This window comes from Hymenobacter radiodurans (genome assembly GCF_004355185.1).
Lineage (GTDB): Bacteria > Bacteroidota > Bacteroidia > Cytophagales > Hymenobacteraceae > Hymenobacter > Hymenobacter radiodurans.
Genome location: NZ_CP037922.1, coordinates 971585 through 989188, shown reverse-complemented (window position 1 = coordinate 989188; position 17604 = coordinate 971585). Strand labels below are relative to the sequence as shown.

The 17604-nt window shown below is 52.2% G+C and carries 11 protein-coding genes; 6 read left to right on the top strand and 5 right to left on the bottom strand.

Features of this window, described 5'->3' with window-relative positions; all coding sequences use genetic code 11:
- Nucleotides 1–3: 3 nt before the first annotated feature.
- The 4 genes from EPD59_RS05465 to EPD59_RS05450 all read left to right on the top strand — a co-directional run bounded on the left by EPD59_RS05465 (nt 4) and on the right by EPD59_RS05450 (nt 7458).
- A complete protein-coding gene (locus EPD59_RS05465; protein WP_133271906.1) occupies nt 4–1437 on the top strand; it encodes a RagB/SusD family nutrient uptake outer membrane protein in 1434 nt (477 codons plus the stop codon).
- 523 nt (nt 1438–1960) lie between these two features.
- Nucleotides 1961–5194 carry a SusC/RagA family TonB-linked outer membrane protein gene (locus EPD59_RS05460; protein ID WP_133271905.1) on the top strand — a complete coding sequence of 1078 codons (3234 nt, stop codon included), beginning with the start codon at nt 1961–1963 and terminating at the stop codon, nt 5192–5194.
- Nucleotides 5195–5231: 37 nt separating this feature from the next.
- Nucleotides 5232–6851 (top strand): SusD/RagB family nutrient-binding outer membrane lipoprotein, encoded by a 1620-nt coding sequence (locus tag EPD59_RS05455; RefSeq protein ID WP_133271904.1) that lies wholly within the window; start codon nt 5232–5234, stop codon nt 6849–6851.
- Nucleotides 6852–6900: 49 nt separating this feature from the next.
- Nucleotides 6901–7458 (top strand): hypothetical protein, encoded by a 558-nt coding sequence (locus EPD59_RS05450; protein ID WP_133271903.1) that lies wholly within the window; start codon nt 6901–6903, stop codon nt 7456–7458.
- 135 nt (nt 7459–7593) lie between these two features.
- Here EPD59_RS05450 and EPD59_RS05445 read toward each other — a convergent pair whose 3' ends face one another.
- The 4 genes from EPD59_RS05445 to lon all read right to left on the bottom strand — a co-directional run bounded on the left by EPD59_RS05445 (nt 7594) and on the right by lon (nt 13752).
- Entirely contained in the window at nt 7594–8106 is a 513-nt protein-coding gene (locus tag EPD59_RS05445; protein ID WP_165963486.1) for an SDR family NAD(P)-dependent oxidoreductase, read from the bottom strand.
- A 318-nt stretch (nt 8107–8424) separates the two neighbouring features.
- On the bottom strand, nt 8425–9840 hold the full coding sequence (gene hslU / locus EPD59_RS05440; protein ID WP_133271901.1) for an ATP-dependent protease ATPase subunit HslU: 1416 nt from the start codon (nt 9838–9840) through the stop codon (nt 8425–8427).
- Between the two features lie 227 nt (nt 9841–10067).
- Entirely contained in the window at nt 10068–11141 is a 1074-nt protein-coding gene (gene porQ / locus EPD59_RS05435) for a type IX secretion system protein PorQ (RefSeq protein ID WP_133271900.1), read from the bottom strand.
- Between the two features lie 151 nt (nt 11142–11292).
- Nucleotides 11293–13752, bottom strand: a complete 2460-nt coding sequence (gene lon, locus EPD59_RS05430; protein WP_133271899.1) for an endopeptidase La — start codon at nt 13750–13752, stop codon at nt 11293–11295.
- A gap of 318 nt (nt 13753–14070) precedes the next feature.
- Between lon and EPD59_RS22280 the strand changes: the two genes are divergently transcribed.
- Both EPD59_RS22280 and EPD59_RS22275 read left to right on the top strand, forming a co-directional pair.
- On the top strand, nt 14071–15117 hold the full coding sequence (locus tag EPD59_RS22280; RefSeq protein ID WP_240731630.1) for a hypothetical protein: 1047 nt from the start codon (nt 14071–14073) through the stop codon (nt 15115–15117).
- Between the two features lie 5 nt (nt 15118–15122).
- The gene (locus tag EPD59_RS22275) at nt 15123–16064 is read left to right on the top strand and encodes an OmpA family protein (RefSeq protein WP_240731629.1); all 942 of its coding nucleotides are present in this window, start codon (nt 15123–15125) and stop codon (nt 16062–16064) included.
- A gap of 13 nt (nt 16065–16077) precedes the next feature.
- On the opposite strand, the gene EPD59_RS05420 is transcribed toward EPD59_RS22275, so the two are convergent.
- Nucleotides 16078–17505 (bottom strand): glycoside hydrolase family 30 protein, encoded by a 1428-nt coding sequence (locus EPD59_RS05420; RefSeq protein WP_165963485.1) that lies wholly within the window; start codon nt 17503–17505, stop codon nt 16078–16080.
- Nucleotides 17506–17604 lie beyond the last annotated feature (99 nt).

Sequence of the window (17604 nt, the reverse complement as noted above, 5' to 3'; positions counted from 1 at the left end):
ATCATGTTTAATAACTCCACTCTACGGCAGCTTGTACTTTGCACCTTGCTGCTAGCCACGGCTACCAGCTGTGAGGATATTGTAGAACAAACTCCACCGCAAGCATTAACTCAGGAAGATGCTTTCGCAAACCCAGATCGCATTCAAAAAACTGCAACTGGCATGTACGACCAGTTGCAGAACGCCGAGTTCTTAGGTGGTCGTGCGCTTATCTATAGTGATATACGCAGTGATGACACCAATCCCACTGGCTTCTTCGGTGGTATTGGCACTTTGAATGCGCTAGCCAACGATGGTACTGTAACCAACGCTTGGACAGGCGGTTATCGGAGCCTGTACGGTGCTAACTTCTTCATACAAAATATGACGAAGAACACGGGCAAAGTGGCACCAGAGCTAGAGGCGCAATACATAGGTGAAGCCAAGTTCATTCGGGCGCTGGTGTATTTTCACTTAGTGAATCTGTTTGCTCAACCCTACAATTTTACGGCTGATGCTTCTCACCCTGGCGTAATTCTACAGCTTGATGCACCTGATGCTGTATCTGCTTTCGATGCAACCCAAGCCAAGCCTCGCTCTACGGTACGGGAAGTTTATGCTCAAATTGAGGCAGATTTGACAGATGCCATTGCAGGGCTGCCAGAAACTTACACCACCAACTTCGATAAGACGGCGCGTGCCACTAAGGATGCCGCCCGCTCGTTGCTTTCCCGCGTGTATCTCTACGAAGGTAAGTATGCTGATGCTGCTCGCTTGGCAGGTGAAGTAGTAACCGGAGCACGTCATTCTTTGGCTGCTACTCCCGCTGTGCCGTTTACTCTTGCTACTTTCTCAAACGCTGAGTCAATTTTCTCGGTGGCCATGAACGTATCGGATAACCCGAATACGAACAACGCCTTGGGACAGCACTATGGTCGTCGCGCAGACATAAGCGTAAACCCTTATGCTTTGATTCCGACTAGTCAGTTTCCTGCTGATGACCGTCGCCGTTTGCTGTTGCTCACGCCTACCACTATTCCTGCTTCCACCAGCAGCCCTCTAATCTTTACCAAGAAGTACAACGAAGCCTCGGCTGACTATGTGCCGATAGTAAGATATGCAGAGACCTTGCTCAACCGTGCTGAAGGACTAGCTCAAACAGCCACTGGCGTAAGTGCTGAGGCTGTTACACTCCTGAATCTGGTACGCAACCGTTCGAAGCCCGCAACTGCGCCTTCTTACACAGTTGCTGACTTTGCTAATAAGGCTGCTTTGATTGAAGCTATCCTGTTGGAGCGCCGCTTGGAGCTAGCTTTTGAAGGCCATCGATACTACGACCTGATGCGCTATAAGCGTAACTCCAGCCGTATTGCGTATGGTGCAGAAAGAGCAATTCTACCCATTCCCTTGGTAGATATTCAACAGAACCCCAATCTAGTGCAGAACCCTGGGTACTAATCAGGTTAGGTTCAACAAAAAGCCCCGGCGACATAGCCGGGGCTTTTTTATTTTCATTGGTTTCTTATCTGTATTAATTAGCTGGCTGCAAGCGGTAATTAAGTAGTCCAACACATAGAAATTAAAATCATCAAACCGCTTATAATCAACTATATGATACCTTAAAATACAAGCAAAACACACATAACTACTCTGTAGTAATGCGGCACAATAAAAAAAGCCCCCCGGAATGCTCTGGGGGCTTTTTTTATTGTGCCAAACTTTTTCCAAAAATTATTCTTCGCGCCAAGCAACAGGTAAGAAATCCTGCGTGTCATATAGGTTCAAAACCTAACAACTTGTTACCAAACAAGCTGAACACTAATGTATTACAAAAAAAATTTAATAAAAGTGATTGCAAAAACCATCTTGAAGATGGGTAATAAGGCTATGCAAAAGGCACAAAATTATCAACTAAAATTTAAATATTTTTAAAACAAAATACTATTCACACTAGAGGCTTTCACTTTAAATTCTTTGGTGCATGAAAAAAACCTTACTCATGAGCTTACTGCTCATGTTTGGCTTGCTACAGCAAGTTTGGGCTCAGGACCGGAGCATTTCCGGCCGGGTCACTGATCGACAATCTGGGGATGGCCTACCCGGAGTTACGGTTCTGCTTCAGGGCACAACCAATGGCGTCTCAACTAATGCAGATGGTTCTTACTCGTTGACTGTGCCGGCCAGCGGTGGTATGCTCACCTTTAGCTCTATTGGTTACGTCACCGTCAACCAGCCAATTGGAACTGAAAATCAGATTAATGTAGCCTTAGCAACCGACACCAAGCAATTGAGTGAAGTAGTGGTGACGGCACTAGGCATTCAGCGCGAGTCGCGCGCACTAGGCTACGCCGTCTCAGAGGTTAAAAGTGAGCAAGTAGTCCAGAAATCGGAGCCGGACGTGCTGCGGACTCTTCAAGGCAAGGTTCCTGGCGTCAATATTGGCGGCTCCAGCGGCGCTCCGGGTGCCTCGACCCGTATCACGATTCGGGGTAACTCGTCGCTGCTTAATGAAAACCAGCCGCTATTCGTTATTGATGGCATTCCGTTCGACAACCGTTCAGATCAATCGGTTGCTTCCCTTGGCAACAGTGCTCCCTACTCCAACCGCGCCGTTGACATCGACCCTAATAATATTGAGTCAATCAACGTGCTGAAAGGCATTGCCGCCACAGCTCTTTATGGTTCGCGGGCAGCAAATGGCGCGGTTGTCATAACAACGAAAACTGGCAGTCGGAACCGCGGTGATAAAGGGTTGCAGGTAACATACAATGCCTCTTTTTCCGCCGATCAGATATCGGGCCTACCGGAATTTCAGAACAAGTATGGCTCAGGCGGTAATGGCGTCTACTCTCAAGCGAATGGCTCGTGGGGGCCCGCATTTGGCAGTATACAAGCACCCGTTGATGTACCGCACCCATTTGATGTACCACGACTCAATCAGGCATTTCCGGAGTTTGTTGGCGCACGTTATCCTTATCAGACCTTTGATGATAACGTTAAGGATTTCTTTAAAACAGGGACCTTATTTGAAAACTCTGTCACCGTTGCTGGTACGGGTGAAAACGCGAAGTTCTCTGCTGTGTTATCGCGCTCCGACCAGGATGGGATGATTCCAGAGTCGAGTTTTGACCGCACCAGCATCAGCACAGGGGGCTCAGGCCAGTTTAATAAGTTCACCATTGGCGCCAACGTAACCTATGTAAATAGCGAACAGGATGGGCCGACGCTGGGAGCCGCCAACGCCGTCGGTAATGCTTCTTTCCTTAACCGTTTGCTATTCCTGCCCCGCAACCTTGACCTCTCAGGGCTACCGTCTGAAAACCCCATCACCCGTGGCTCCGAGCTAGGCTGGCTAACAGGACAAACCGGGGCAGACAACCCTTATTGGTCAGTACGTTATAACACATATAATTCGCGCGTTGACCGAGTTCTGGGCAACTTAAATCTGGGCTATGACTTCACTGATTGGTTGAGCTTCAGCTTCACTGGGGGCGTGAACACCTATAATGATAAGCGTCGCTCCGTAATTCGTCCTGGCTCAACGGGAGCCAACGGTACGGGCCAGATCATTCAGGATTACATCACTAACACTGAGCTCGAGGGCACGGCGTTGCTGACGTTCAATGACAACCTAACGGAAGATATCAGCTTACGCGCTATTGCCGGCTACAATGTGAACCAGCGCGTTTACAACAACTCTTCCGTACTTGGTACCAATTACATTCTGTTTGATATCGATGATATTACGAATGCTCGTAACGTATCCCAAAACGGCACGATTCAACAAAGACGTCGCTTATTTGGCGTCTTAGGAGACGTTACCCTGGGGTATAAAGACTTTGTGTACCTGAACGTGACAGGTCGGAATGACTGGTCATCGACACTCTCGCCTGGCAGCAATACATTCTTCTACCCGAGCTTCAGCGGCTCCTTGATCTTCACTGAAGCCTTTGGTATCCAGTCGAACATACTGAACATGGGTAAGGTGCGGGCTAGTTGGGCCAAAGCAGGTAACGACGCGCCCATTAACGCCCTCAACAATGTATTCACGGTAAACCCAACCTTTGGTAATAACGCCGCCTCTATCACCTTCCCCTTCAATGGAGTGGCTGGTGCAGCGCGGGGCGGACGAGTGAGCAACCCTGAGTTGACACCCGAATTTACCAAGGAGGTGGAGTTTGGCACTGACCTGAACTTCTTCTCAGACCGCATCGTGCTGAGTGGCACCTACTACGACCGTCGTACAACCGATCAGATCATTAACCTAACGCTACCCTTTGCCACGGGCTTCACCTCTTTCCTTACGAATGCCGGGGAAGTATCCAACAAAGGCGTTGAGTTTGCGCTGACCGTAGTGCCCATTGATGCTGGCGGATTCCGCTGGAATACGTTCACCGCTTTTACCCGTAACCGCAACATTGTAGAGGAACTGGCCGAGGGCGTACAGCAGCAGTTGAATGGGGTTACGGGGGCCTTTTTCTCCGATCCCCAATCGATCCATCGTCCTGGCCAGCCCTATGGTCTGCTTGTTGGTTCAGTGGCCGCCCGCGACCCGCAGTCGGGCAAGGTGCTCATCAACCAGGCTACGGGCCGAATGATTATTTCGCCCACCGTGGATGTTATCGGCAATCCAAACCCCGACTTCACCTTGGGCTTTACCAACACCTTTACCTACAAAGGGTTGTCGTTGCAAGGGGTTATTGATTACCGCCAAGGTGGGGACATTTGGTCTCAAACAATCCAAAGCTATTTCTTGCGAGGGGTAACCAAAGACACCGAAGACCGCGAGAAGACGGTAGTGATTGATGGTGTGTACGGCAACCCAAACACCTTCCAGCCTATTCTGAATAGCGATGGCAGTGCTACTCCAAACACGACCGCTATTTCCTATAACGATTTGTATTTCGGTGCGGGCTCTTTCGCTAGTGGTGCAGCATCCGAGTTTGTCGTTTTCGATGCCACTACTATTCGCTTACGCGAGATAACGCTTGGGTACGACTTGCCTAGCAAGCTGCTCGAAAAAACGAAGCTATTACGGGCGGCCAATCTCAGCTTGTCGGGGCGTAACCTGTTTTATATCACACCTAACCTGCCTAAGTACATGAATTTTGACCCAGAAACCAGCTCGTATGGTGCTGGCAACGCGCAGGGTTTTGACTTCACAAATGCTCCGTCTTCGCGGCGCTATGGGGTCAACTTGCGCGTGACGTTCTAGGCCTTTTTCCTCCTGTTCAACTTAGAACTTACTTCTCATGAAAATATCTAAAATCCCTGTCACCCTGGCGTTGCTTGGGGTGCTGGCAGGTGGGGCTGGATGCGAAAAGTTTTTGGATGTCAACACTGATCCCATCAACCCGGTAGATGTCAACATCGACCTGCTCATGACGACAACTCAGACGTCGATGGGTATTTACCTGGGTCATAATGTACTAGGCCTAAGTCAGTATACTTCCGCTCTTATGCAGCAGATTATTAATGGTCGGGTTGGTACCTATGGCCTTACGGGCGAGACCTTCAATAACTCTTGGCAGGGCTTGTACATCAGCACGCTGTCTAATAATGAGGCTATAATTGAAAAGGGTACCGCTACCAATGCTTGGACGCACGTGGGCGTAGCGCAGATTCAAAAGGCCCATGTAGTTAGCCAAATGGTGGATATGTGGGGTGATATTCCCTACTCTGAAGCGCTACGTGGCTCCCAAACATCAGCGACCAATTTTAATGCCCCCCGCTTCGACGACGACGCGGAAATCTATGCCGACCTGTTCCGTCTAATCGACGAGGGCATCGCCAATCTGCAGCGGACCGATGCTAGTCGGCCCTTGGGCGGCGACGATCTGATTTACGGAGGTAATCGCGACAAGTGGATTCGGCTGGGCAATACGCTGAAGCTGAAGCTCTACAACCAAGTGCGTCTTGTGCAGGACGTTCGAGCGCAGGTTACGCCTTTGCTGGCACAGAACCTGATTACCGCCGCCGACGATTTTGAGTTTCGCTTTAGTACAGGTAGTGGCCCCGAAAACCGCCATCCTGGCTTCCAAGGCGATTATGCGGGCAGTGGCCGGGAGAATGGGGTTAATCGGTTCTTTTATGATCTGATGAGAACTACCGGAGGAGCTACGCCAGATCCGCGGATTCCTTACTACTTCTTCAATCAGTATACGCTGAACACTCCCTCCGCCATTGCGGATTACCAGGAAGGTCGCTTCATTACGGTACAGTTTGGCAGTAATGGCCCACAGGCCAACACCAACAATGCAAACGTGCGCACACTGCAGGGCTTGTACCCCATAGGTGGCCGCTATGACAACGGAGCCGGTTTGGCCGCTGGTGCTACGGGTGCCTCAGCCAGAGGCAACGTACCGCAGCGCTTTATCACCTTCTTCGCGCGTAAGTTCATCGAGGCAGAGTTGCAGTTGATGGTGTTGGGTAACCAAGCTGCTGCCCGAACGGCCTTTAGCGACGCGGTAACGGCTTCATTTAACAAAATCAACTCTATCATCACGACGACCAACCCCCAGGATGCGGCGCAGTCCTATACTGTACCTCAAATTCCGGCGGCTACCATCACTGCTTACGTTACGGCGGCGCTGGCTCGGTACGATGCGGCGGTTGGGGATGAGGCTAAGCTCAACGTCATCATGACGGAGAAGTACATTGCCAACTATGGCACGGGCACTGATGTGTACACCGATTACCGGCGTACGGGCTACCCACGCATTCCGTATTCAGACCTGCCTGCGTACCCAGGCACTGTGCAGACGGGGGCTTTTCCGGTTCGGCTCACGTATCGTAATAACGACCTGCTCACGAACCAGAATGCTCCTGCGCAGCCAAACGTAACCACAGACAAAGTTTTCTGGGATAGATAAGCTCCTGCTTTTATATAAAGTAGTAGCATCACCACTTTTCACTAAGACAATGAAAAAGGTTCTTTTTGCTTTGCTGGTAGTCATTTCGGCGCTAGGCGCGTCGGGCTGCGAGGATGATCCAGACTTACCTTTCCCGAAAACCAAGGAATATCCGCAGATCTATACCAACGTAACGGCTGGGAATGCCTTTAAGCTCACAGAGGTACAAGGCACGGGCAATGCCGCCGCTCGTTTCGATATACAGGTACAAGGCGGCAATGCGAATGAGGTGGAAGCCATTCAAGTATACCGCCAGTTTGTGGGGTTCAACGTACCCGCTGGCACTACGGCTCCCGCACTAGGCGTGGGTGGTCCTACGGTATTGCTTCGTACAGTTCCGCCTACTTCGGGCACGATTGAACTGACAATTGACGAGGTAATTCAAGGCTTGACGCGGGCTACGGGCGCTACACAAGCAGGTGCTCGCACTGCCCTCACCCGAGCGTCGTTGCGGACTGGAGAAGGCTTCCGCTTCACGTATGCCTTGCTGTTGAAAGATGGCACACGCATCGAGTATAATCCCACTTTTCTGAATGCTCCTTTCTCGGGCATCGTAACTATTCAGTAGTGCTGCTTGAAAGTCTAGTCACAAAAAAGCCCCCAGACGATATCTGGGGGCTTTTTTATATCTTCTTTGAGTTAAACCGGCTCTTAGCCGTGGTAGGGATGATTCGTAGTGCTTATAACGCAGAAGCTAGTGCACTTATAACGAGGCTAAAATCTTGCGGGCTACTTCGGTTGGGTCTGCGAGTTTGTCTTCGGTGTGAAACGCTACGAACTTATCGACTTCACTAAACTGCCGGTTATCGGTGTTCCGAATCTGTTCCTGCATCCCTGTGTCGAGTACTCCTGGGGAGATAGTTTGCACGCGCACTCCCGTACCTCGCAAGTCCTGCTCCTTCTGAATAGCGCGCGTCAACGCATCGAGGGCCGCTTTGGAGGCCGAATAAGCGGCCCAACCATCCACGGCCCGCTGGGCCGCACCACTACTAATATTGAGAATAGTGCGCGGGCACGTCATGTCAGCATATTTACTCAGAAAGGTGTTCATGAGCATAGCCGGGGCCACCAAGTTCACATCGAAGGCAAAGGTGAAGTGCTCATTGGGAAGTTCGCCCACGTACCCGATTTGGCCTAATACCGCCGCGTTGTTTATCAGCGTGAGGCTAGCGGCATCCGGATGGGGGGCAAATACGGTGTACAGATTGGCCTCCACGGCCAAGTTATCCGATAAGTCGAGGGGCGATGGTGGTAACGCGCGTGCTCAATGGTAGCATGGCGTGATACTCCTATGACCGTCGTATCGGGTTGGCGCAGTACTTCTTCGGCCAGCGCTTTGCCTAAGCCTCGGCTTGCGCCCGTAATGATGTAATAATGCATTGGGTATTGGAAGTAGAGGTGAGACCGTCGAAAGGAAGTTCTTATACGGGCAAATCATCCGCAGAGGAAACCCAACAAAAAGGCGACTCCTGGAAGCCGCCTTTTCTACAGTAAGTATGAAGCCGATAGCTTGACCAGTCGGCGTTACCTTTTATCAGAGGATATATTGCGATAAATCGCGGTTGCGAACCATATCACTGAGGCGTTCTTCTACTAGCTCGCGGGTAATGAGGATATGGGCATTGGCGCCGATACGATCGGGAACATCGAACAGGATGTCGTTAAGCAGGCGGCTCATGACGGTGTGCAGGCGCCGAGCCCCAATGTTTTCGACTTCCTCGTTCACTTCAAAAGCAATTTCGGCTACGCGCTCTAGAGCGGCGTCATCAAAAGTTAGCTGTACTTCCTCGGCTATCAAGAGTGCCTCATATTGCTTGGTGAGGGCATTTTTGGGCTCCTTAAGAATGCGATAAAAGTCGGCTTTGGTGAGGCTTTGCAGTTCTACGCGAATCGGGAAGCGACCTTGCAGCTCGGGAATCAGGTCGCTGGGCTTAGCTACGTGGAATGCGCCGGCGGCAATGAACAGGATATGATCAGTGTTGATGACGCCATACTTGGTGCTGACGGCCGAGCCTTCCACGATGGGCAGCAGATCGCGCTGCACGCCTTCGCGGCTTACGTCGGGCCCACCGCCCCCACTTTTGCCGTTGCGACTGGCTACTTTGTCAATCTCATCAATGAAGATGATACCTGCGTTTTCGGCGTTGCGAATGGCTTCGTCCTTCACCTCATCCATATCGATGAGCTTGGCGGCTTCCTCATCGAGCAGAATCTTGCGAGCTTCGGCAATAGTGACTTTACGCTTGCGGGTTTTCTTGGGCATCATGCTGCTAAGCATATCCTGAAGGCCAGCCATCGAGGCTTCGTCCATGCCGCCGGGCCCGCCTACTACTCCGATGCCGGGCGTGTTATTCTGCTGGACCTTAATATCAATTTTGCGGTCATCGAGCTCACCGGCTCGAATTTTCTGACGGAATTTCTCGCGGGTACGCTCGTTTAGCTCATGGTCACTGTCGGGCATGGCACTGCCCTCACCACCGAAGCCGACGGAAGGCTTAGCTACCGTAGTGGCACCGCTGGAAATGGGCGGTATAAGCGCATCCAGAATAATATCTTCTACTACCTGAGCAGCCTGCACCTTTACTTCTTCCTTGCGGCGCATTCGCACCATATTCACCGATTGCTCTACCAAGTCGCGCACCATGCTTTCCACGTCGCGGCCCACGTAACCAACTTCTGTAAACTTGGAAGCTTCTACTTTCGTGAAGGGCGCGTCGGCAATGCTGGCTAGGCGGCGGGCAATTTCTGTTTTGCCTACCCCTGTCGAGCCAATCATGAGAATATTGTTGGGCACAATTTCACGCTGCATATCAGCAGGGGCATGCAAACGGCGCCAGCGGTTGCGTAGCGCAATAGCCACGTGGCGCTTGGCATCATGCTGACCAATGATGTACTTATCGAGTTCGGCTACTATTTGCGCCGGAGTAAGAAAAGAAGCTGATTCAATCATGGGATAGAAGAAACGTGGGCAGGTGTAAACCCACAGGTGGTGAGGTTGGACTGCTGCTTGTGAGCGGGACTCTTATACGTCGTGCTAACGGGTTAGGCTATCGGCGTTACTCCGCTTACCAAACGACTTACCGTAGAACAAAGTGTGTAGCTGGCATCAGGAGCCGACTGACCAAAGGCTACCTGTTGGCGCAAATAAAAAGGTGTTGTAAGAATTTGATAACAAGGTCAATTGCTATTCTGCTTATTAAAAAGCGAGTCCAGATTACGGGCCACAGTGAAGTAGTTGGCTGCCCCCGATGCGTGATAGTAAGCGCGGGTATAGTCGAGCTGAAATTCGCTGATACGCAGCATTGCTCCAAAGCTTAACCCTGCTCCCGCCGACGTGTTTTCGAGGCGCAGTTCGCGGCGTTGCAAATGGTTGTAGCCCGCGCGCAGGTGAAAGTTCTTACTGAACAATACTTCGCCCCCTACCACAAAGTGGCGAGCTATTTTGTCCCCGAGCGACTTTTTAGGCTTGATTTCAACGCCATTATCGTCGAGTTGTCCGCGCTGGTTTGGGTCGAGGTATACAATATCCAACTGCTGGAGATGGTGCGCCGTGATAGAGAGGCGCAAGGGCATGTATTCCGGTTTGAATGAAGCTCCAATCTGCACATCGAGCGGCATGGGTTCGCGGTCGGCGCCGGCATACGGCTGGAGTTGGTAGCCCACATTGCGCACCGTGAGGCCGACCGTAAAATCCTGCGATGGATGTTTAAAAATGCCCCCCACATCAGCCAGCGCGGCCAGCGAATGATTGCCGGCAATACCAGACACAGCGAGTTTGAGCGTACCGGCCAGCGTGAAGTTGCCGCTGGTGTAAGCATCCGACACACCGAGGGCGTATTCATTGACTGAGAATTCACCTAGGCTATTACCGGCAGCATCAAACTGCTCAAACCTGCCGTAGTTTAAATACGTGAGCCCAACGCCCAGTCGGCCAAATGATTTGGTATTGAAAACGTAAGCGGCCGTACTCTGCTTGATATCAGACAGGTAATCAACGTAGCCGAGTGCTAAGCGGCCATCCATGTCAGCGTTGAGCAGGGCTGGATTGCCGTAAATCATGGTCGCGTCGGCGTCGCGGGAGCTGACGTTTACGCCGCCCAACCCAGCTAGCTTGGCACTGGGGGGCAAATTCAGAAAGGTGAATGCCTGCTGGCCCCCAATCTGCGCGGCCACCGGCTGGCTGGCTAAGATTGCTCCCAGCACCAAACCAGAGAAGCCGAGCAATAAACGAGAGGGCAGCAATCGAATCATCGTTCCAAGATACAGCGATTAGGCTACTCTGGCTTTACTTCAATGTATGAATTGGAAAGAGCAGTGGCCTCAGAATGCTTCCTTACCGTGTCGGGGAAAATCTCCAACTATCGTAAGGAAGCATTCTGAGGCCACTGCTCTTTCTATTTTCTTATGATACCTCTACGCTTGGGCCATATAAGGCTGGCGCAGGCTCGTCGCGCACGGTAAGCTTAATGGGATTAGCTACCAACTCGTCCAGCAGCGCTACTTTCAGCACATCATCGACGCGGGCAGCGTAGTGAATAGTCAGATCCTTGAGATACTCGGCCGAAATCTCCTGAATGTCTTTTCGGTTCTTATCGCAGAGAATAACATCCCGAATGCCGGCCCGCTTGGCAGCCAGTATCTTTTCTTTGATTCCGCCCACCGGCAGCACTTTACCGCGCAGGGTAATCTCGCCCGTCATAGCTAGGTGCGAACGGATTTTACGCTGCGTAAACACTGAGGCAATGCTGGTGAAAATAGCAATACCCGCACTCGGTCCATCTTTGGGAACGGCGCCTTCCGGGAAGTGAATGTGCAGATCGTATTGGTCGAAAAGGCGGTGGTCGATGCCCAACGAATCGGCGCGGCTGCGCAAATACGACAAGGCAGTAACGGCCGACTCCTTCATTACATCGCCCAGCTGACCAGAAAGCGTCACTTTGCCCCGGCCACGACTCAGCAGGCTTTCGATAAAGAGAATATCACCCCCTACCGACGTCCAGGCTAAGCCCGTCACCACGCCAGCCGTTTCGTTGTCCTGATACAGGTCCCGGTCGAAAGTAGCGGCCCCGAGAATGCGGCTTATATCTTTCGGCTCTAGCACCGCAACGTGTGCCTCTTTCAAAGCTTTGCTTTTGGCAATGTTGCGGGCTACCGATCCAAGCTTGCGCTCCAAGCCACGCACCCCCGACTCGCGGGTATAATCATCGACAACACGCTGCAAAGCGGGCTGGGTGATGCTCACATCCTTTGGCGTTAAGCCGTTTTCGTGGAGCACTTTAGGCCACAGGTGCTTCTTAGCAATCTGCGTTTTTTCTTCCAGCGTGTAGCCTGTCAAGTCAATGATTTCCATCCGGTCGCGCAGCGCCGGATGAATGGTGTCCAACGCATTAGCGGTAGCAATGAACAGCACCTTCGACAGGTCGTACTCCACCTCCAGATAGTTGTCAGTGAAGGTTGAGTTCTGCTCCGGATCGAGTACTTCTAGCAGTGCCGACTGCGGGTCGCCCCGGAAGTCAGCGCCTACTTTATCAATCTCATCCAGAATAATAACCGGGTTTGAAGCTCCCGCCTTCTTAATCTGGGCAATAAGACGACCCGGCATGGCGCCCACGTAGGTTTTGCGATGCCCCCGAATCTCGGCCTCGTCGCGCACACCGCCCAGGCTCATTCGCACATATTTGCGCCCAAGTGCCTTTGCCACCGAGCGTCCTAAAGAGGTTTTACCCACTCCGGGAGGGCCATAGAGGCACAAAATCGGCGCCTTCATGTCCTGCTTAAGCTTCAGCACAGCCAAATACTCAATAATGCGGTCCTTCACCTTTTCCAAGCCATAGTGGTCTTGGTCAAGGATTTTGCGGGTACGAGTCAGATTGAAATTATCCTTAGTGTACTCCGACCATGGCAAATCGAGGAGAAACTCCACGTAGTTCACGCTCATCGGGTACTCAGCCGCTGCGGGGTTTACGCGACTTAGTTTATCTACCTCTTTAGCAAAGTGCTTGGCAACGGCTGGGGGCCATTTTTTATCCTTCGCACGAGCACGCAGCTTCTCTAGCTCTTGGTCGGGGCCATCAAAGCCAAGCTCGTCCTGGAGCACCTTGATTTGCTGGCGCAGGAAATAATCCCGCTGCTGCTGATCGATGTCTGTATGAACCTTGCTCTGGATCTCGTGCTTAATTTCCAACAGCTGAATCTCCTTCATCATCATTTCCAGCAGGCGCGTGCCCCGCTCCACGCCATCATTAATTTCCAGCAGCTTCTGCTTCAACCCCACCTCCACGTTAATATTCGAGGACAGAAAATGGGTAAGGAAAGCCGGCGACTCGATGTTATCCAACGCTACCTGGGCCTCCTGTGGAATTTCAGGATTGAGCTTAAGCATCTTCGCAGCCGCATCTTTCAGCGACGCCACCAAGCCTTTTACCTCCTTAGAGGTCTTGTTAGGAAACGTTTCGGGGAAGTAGCTGACGCGAGCCGTTAGGTAAGGGCTGTCCTGCTGCACTTCTTCTACCTTAAATCGGCTTTGCCCCTGGATAATGATGGTTGTGTTGCCATCGGGTAACACCAACAGCTTCAGGATGCGGGCCATTGTGCCCACTTCATACAAGTCGGCGAGCGTGGGGTCGTCGCTTTGGGTATTCTTTTGGGCCAAAACGCCCACAATTTTATTGCCGCGGTACGCTTTGCGTACCAGCCGGATGCTCTTTTTGCGCGTTACGGTAACGGGTAATACCACACCCGGAAACAGCACAGTATTTCGTACGGGCAACAGGGGCAGTACGTCGGGCGCATCCTGCCCGGAAAGGGTCTGATCTGGATCAGTGGCAATGATGGACACCATCTCGGCGGGATCTTCAGCCATTAGCAAAACGGATGATTTGGGACGGCGCGAATTGCGGTTTTCACTCATAATAATACAATAGGGGAAAGCTGGCGGCGCCAGAATGACAGAATTGCAGCGCTCCGTAGCTCCCCAGGGGCAACGGTAGTCCGAAGGTACGGCTTTGACAAGTGCTATGCCACTAAACCCCATCGGCCTCGCGCCGACAAATCGGCATAAATACCAGATGGCGGCGAGCCAATGAGGCAGATAATAAGCTTAGTACTTGGATTGAAAAACTTCTATTTTTGGTCTCTGGCGCGGCAATTGTAGCGGCTCTTAGGGTTCAAAAAACGTCGTATGCATCGCTTATCGGGTCTGGTTTTACTGCTTTGGTTTTTAGCCGTTTCGGCTACGTACGGACAGCAGCCTACGGACAAGCCTTTGCAGGTACGGCCCCTCACCGGCAAGAAAGCCCCCCAGCTACGTCTGCGGCCCGATGCGACACCTAGCTTTCCCAACGTAAATCGGATAGCATACTATCAGGACAAGAAAGCGCTCAAAGAAATTCAGCGAGCGGAGAAGCGCAAAAACTGGACGCAGGCCCGTAAGCTGTTGGAAGCTTACGTCCATCAGTTTGGTATACAGAATTTTATCAAGGACACCCCGATGCTTTGGCGCCTAGCCCAGCTTTGTGAGCGCACCGGCGATGAAGCGCGCGCCAAAGCGTACTACCGCCTGGCGCTCAAGCATCATCGGCAGGATATTACCAAAATTCAACTCTACTACGACTCCTTGGAGCAGAAAACCCAGGACTTGTACGTGCCCCTGAAGACCTACTACGACCTAGTAGAATATCGCAAAAACATCGTCACGTTTCACCCGCCCAAAGGAGTGTATACGAGCATGGGCGACGGCATCAACTCCGACGTGGAGGATTATGGCCCGACGCTGAATTCGGAAGCGGGCTTGTTTATTTTCTCTTCCAAGCGCAAAACCCGCGGCATTACCAGCCCCGTGGTCGATGAAGACTTGTACACGTCGCGTAAGGAAGGCGAGTATTGGACCGATGCTGAACCGCTGCCTAAGCCCATCAATTCGCCTTATAACGAAGGGTCGGCGTGTATTACCAAGGATGGCCGCACCATCTACTTTGCCCGGTGTGAGTGCCCAAACTGCCACGGCAACTGCGACCTGTTTCAGTCGACCTTTCAGGATGGGCAATGGTCGGTGCCGAAGAGCTTGGGGGCCAATGTGAACTCAACAGCGTGGGATTCGCAACCGACATTGTCGCGGGGGGAAGACACGCTTTATTTCGCTTCCGACCGGCTGGGGGCTTTGGCTTATCGGATATCTGGTATACTGCCAAGCAAAAAAACGGGCAGTGGGGCAAAGCGCAGAACTTAGGGCCAGTGATAAATACCCGCGAAAGCGAAGTCAGTCCTTTTTACCACCCCATGTACAATGTGCTGTATTTCAGCTCTAGGGGGCAATTATTGAACTACGGCGACTTCGATATTTATAAGAGCTACCGTGTGCAAGGTCGTTGGCAGGAGCCGCGCAACGTGGGGCCGCTAGTGAATGGCAAAGGCTCGGAGTATTACTTCACCATCGATGGCGACTCCAAGAATCTGTACTACGCCCGCTCGGAGGTAAAAGACCTCAAGAACCTTGACCTCTACTCGTTTCCGCTCCCGATGGAGGCGCAGCCACTGGCTACTACGCACGTGGAAGGCGTGCTAGCCGACTCAGTAACCAAGAAGCCGCTAGGGGGCATTGTCAGCATTATCGACACGGATAATGGCATTGAGGTAGCCAGTAAATATCTGCGCCCCGACGGCTCATTCGATTTTGATTTAATTGAAGGCTCACGCTATGTAATGCTGATTCAAAGCCCGGATTTCTTCAGCGTGGAGAAGCAATTTGAATTGAAAGGCGACACGTTAATGCGCCTGCTTACCAACTCCATTGACTATCGCCTGCCCCTAATTTTCCGCAATATTGAGTTCGATCAGGGAAAATCTACTATCCTGCCATCCATGCATAAGACGCTGGATCAGATTACGTTGTATATGGTCGATCATCCCACGTTCCGACTTAGCATTTCAGGCCACACCGACTCCAGCGGCGACCCAGATGTGAATGTGGCCCTTTCGCAGGATCGAGCCCAGGCCATTCGCAATTACATTGAGCAGAAGGGCAAGCTCAAACCCAACCGCATCGATAATACGGGGTACGGTAGCACGCAGCCCTTACGAGAAGAGAAAACCGAAGAAGATAGCCGCTTTAACCGCCGAGTGGAGTTTCGATTGATTAAGCCCGAAGAAAGCAAAGACGCGGGCGCGGGCTGGTAGCTCGCGGCCTGCCTCACCACACGTACGTAGCAGCAGCGCCAGCCGGTAGCGTATGACTCACGGTTTGCTGCCCGCGGCGAACACCGAAAGTCTTAGGCTCGCTGCCTTCGTTCAGGACGATAAGTACAACTTTGTTGGCAGGTGTGCGAAAGGCAACGTTTGGCAAGCTAGACACTTCCGAGGAAGCTACGCGCACCGAACCAGGGAGCACGAATTTGCTGGCGTGAGCGATGATATAATACGCGTCTTCGCGCCGTACCGAATCTTTGTCGATGGTAATTGCCCCCCGGCACTCCGTGCAGCCGCCGGGCGTGTGCGGGTTTTGCTGAGAGTCGGCGGCTAGGTTCCATTCCAGCACGGTGCGTGCCCAGTTGCGCGGCGCCCCGATAACGAGGTTCTTGATGTGCCAGCCGAAGTTATCGGCAAACTTCGTTTTGGAGCCTACCCACTGTTCAGTGAAATAAACGTGCTTTTCGGGGTAGGCCTCGTGCACCTTGCTCAGCGCCTCAATTTGCCCCCCATACAGGTGGAAAGCCGAGCCATCGATGTAAGCGCGCGCCTGTGGGTCGTTAAGAACGGTAAGTGGGTACTCAGGCTTGTCGGCGTTGTGGTCGTAAATAATAATCTTGGTATCCAGCTTCGCGGCTTTAAAGGCTGGTCCAAGGTTGTTCTTGATGAAGTTGGCTTGTTGCTCAGGCAGCATCAGCAAGCTTGGGTTATTGCCGGGGTGCAGCGGCTCGTTCTGCACCGTAATGGCATCAATGCGAATACCTTGCGCCGCGTAGCCCTGCACATATTTCACGAAGTAGCGTGCGTAGGCATCATACCATTCGGGCTTAAGGCTGCCACCTTTGGAGTCACCATTTGTTTTCATCCAGGTGGGCGGCGACCAGGGCGAGCCGAGTAGTTTAATAGCCGGGCTGATGGCCAGAATCTCCTTCAGCACCGGAATCAGATGCTCTTGGTCAGGGGCCAGACTGAAGCGTGCCAGCGTCGGATCGGTCTCGCCGGGGGGCAAATCATTGTAGGAAAATACCCGGTCGTCGAGGTCGGAGGCACCGATACTCAAGCGCAGGTAGCTTACACCAATTGCGTCGCCACTGGTGCTAAAAAGCTCACGTAATAGCTTAGTGCGGGCACCGGGGGGCATTTTATGCAGGAGCAGGGCGCTGCCACCCGTAAGGGTATACCCAAAGCCATCCATGGTTTGGAAGCGCTGCTGCTCATCAATCCTAATGACGGGAATATCAGGGGCAAGCGTTGCTTCCACCCGCAAATCAGGTTGCGCAGCGAAGCGCTCCGACTGCGTCGGATTGGTAAGCCATACTTGCACGGAACCAGTAGTGGCACGGCCACTATTTGAGCCAGGCAACATACCGCAACCAACAGCAAAGGCCAGTAGCCCGGCACTTAGAATAATCAGAGTTAAGGAATACCGCATAGTGGTGAAAGTAGTGAATAACCAGTTGGACTATTCACTACTCCTCTACGGTCTTATTATCGCAGCGGGGGAATAAAATTACTCTAAGCCCTACCGAGA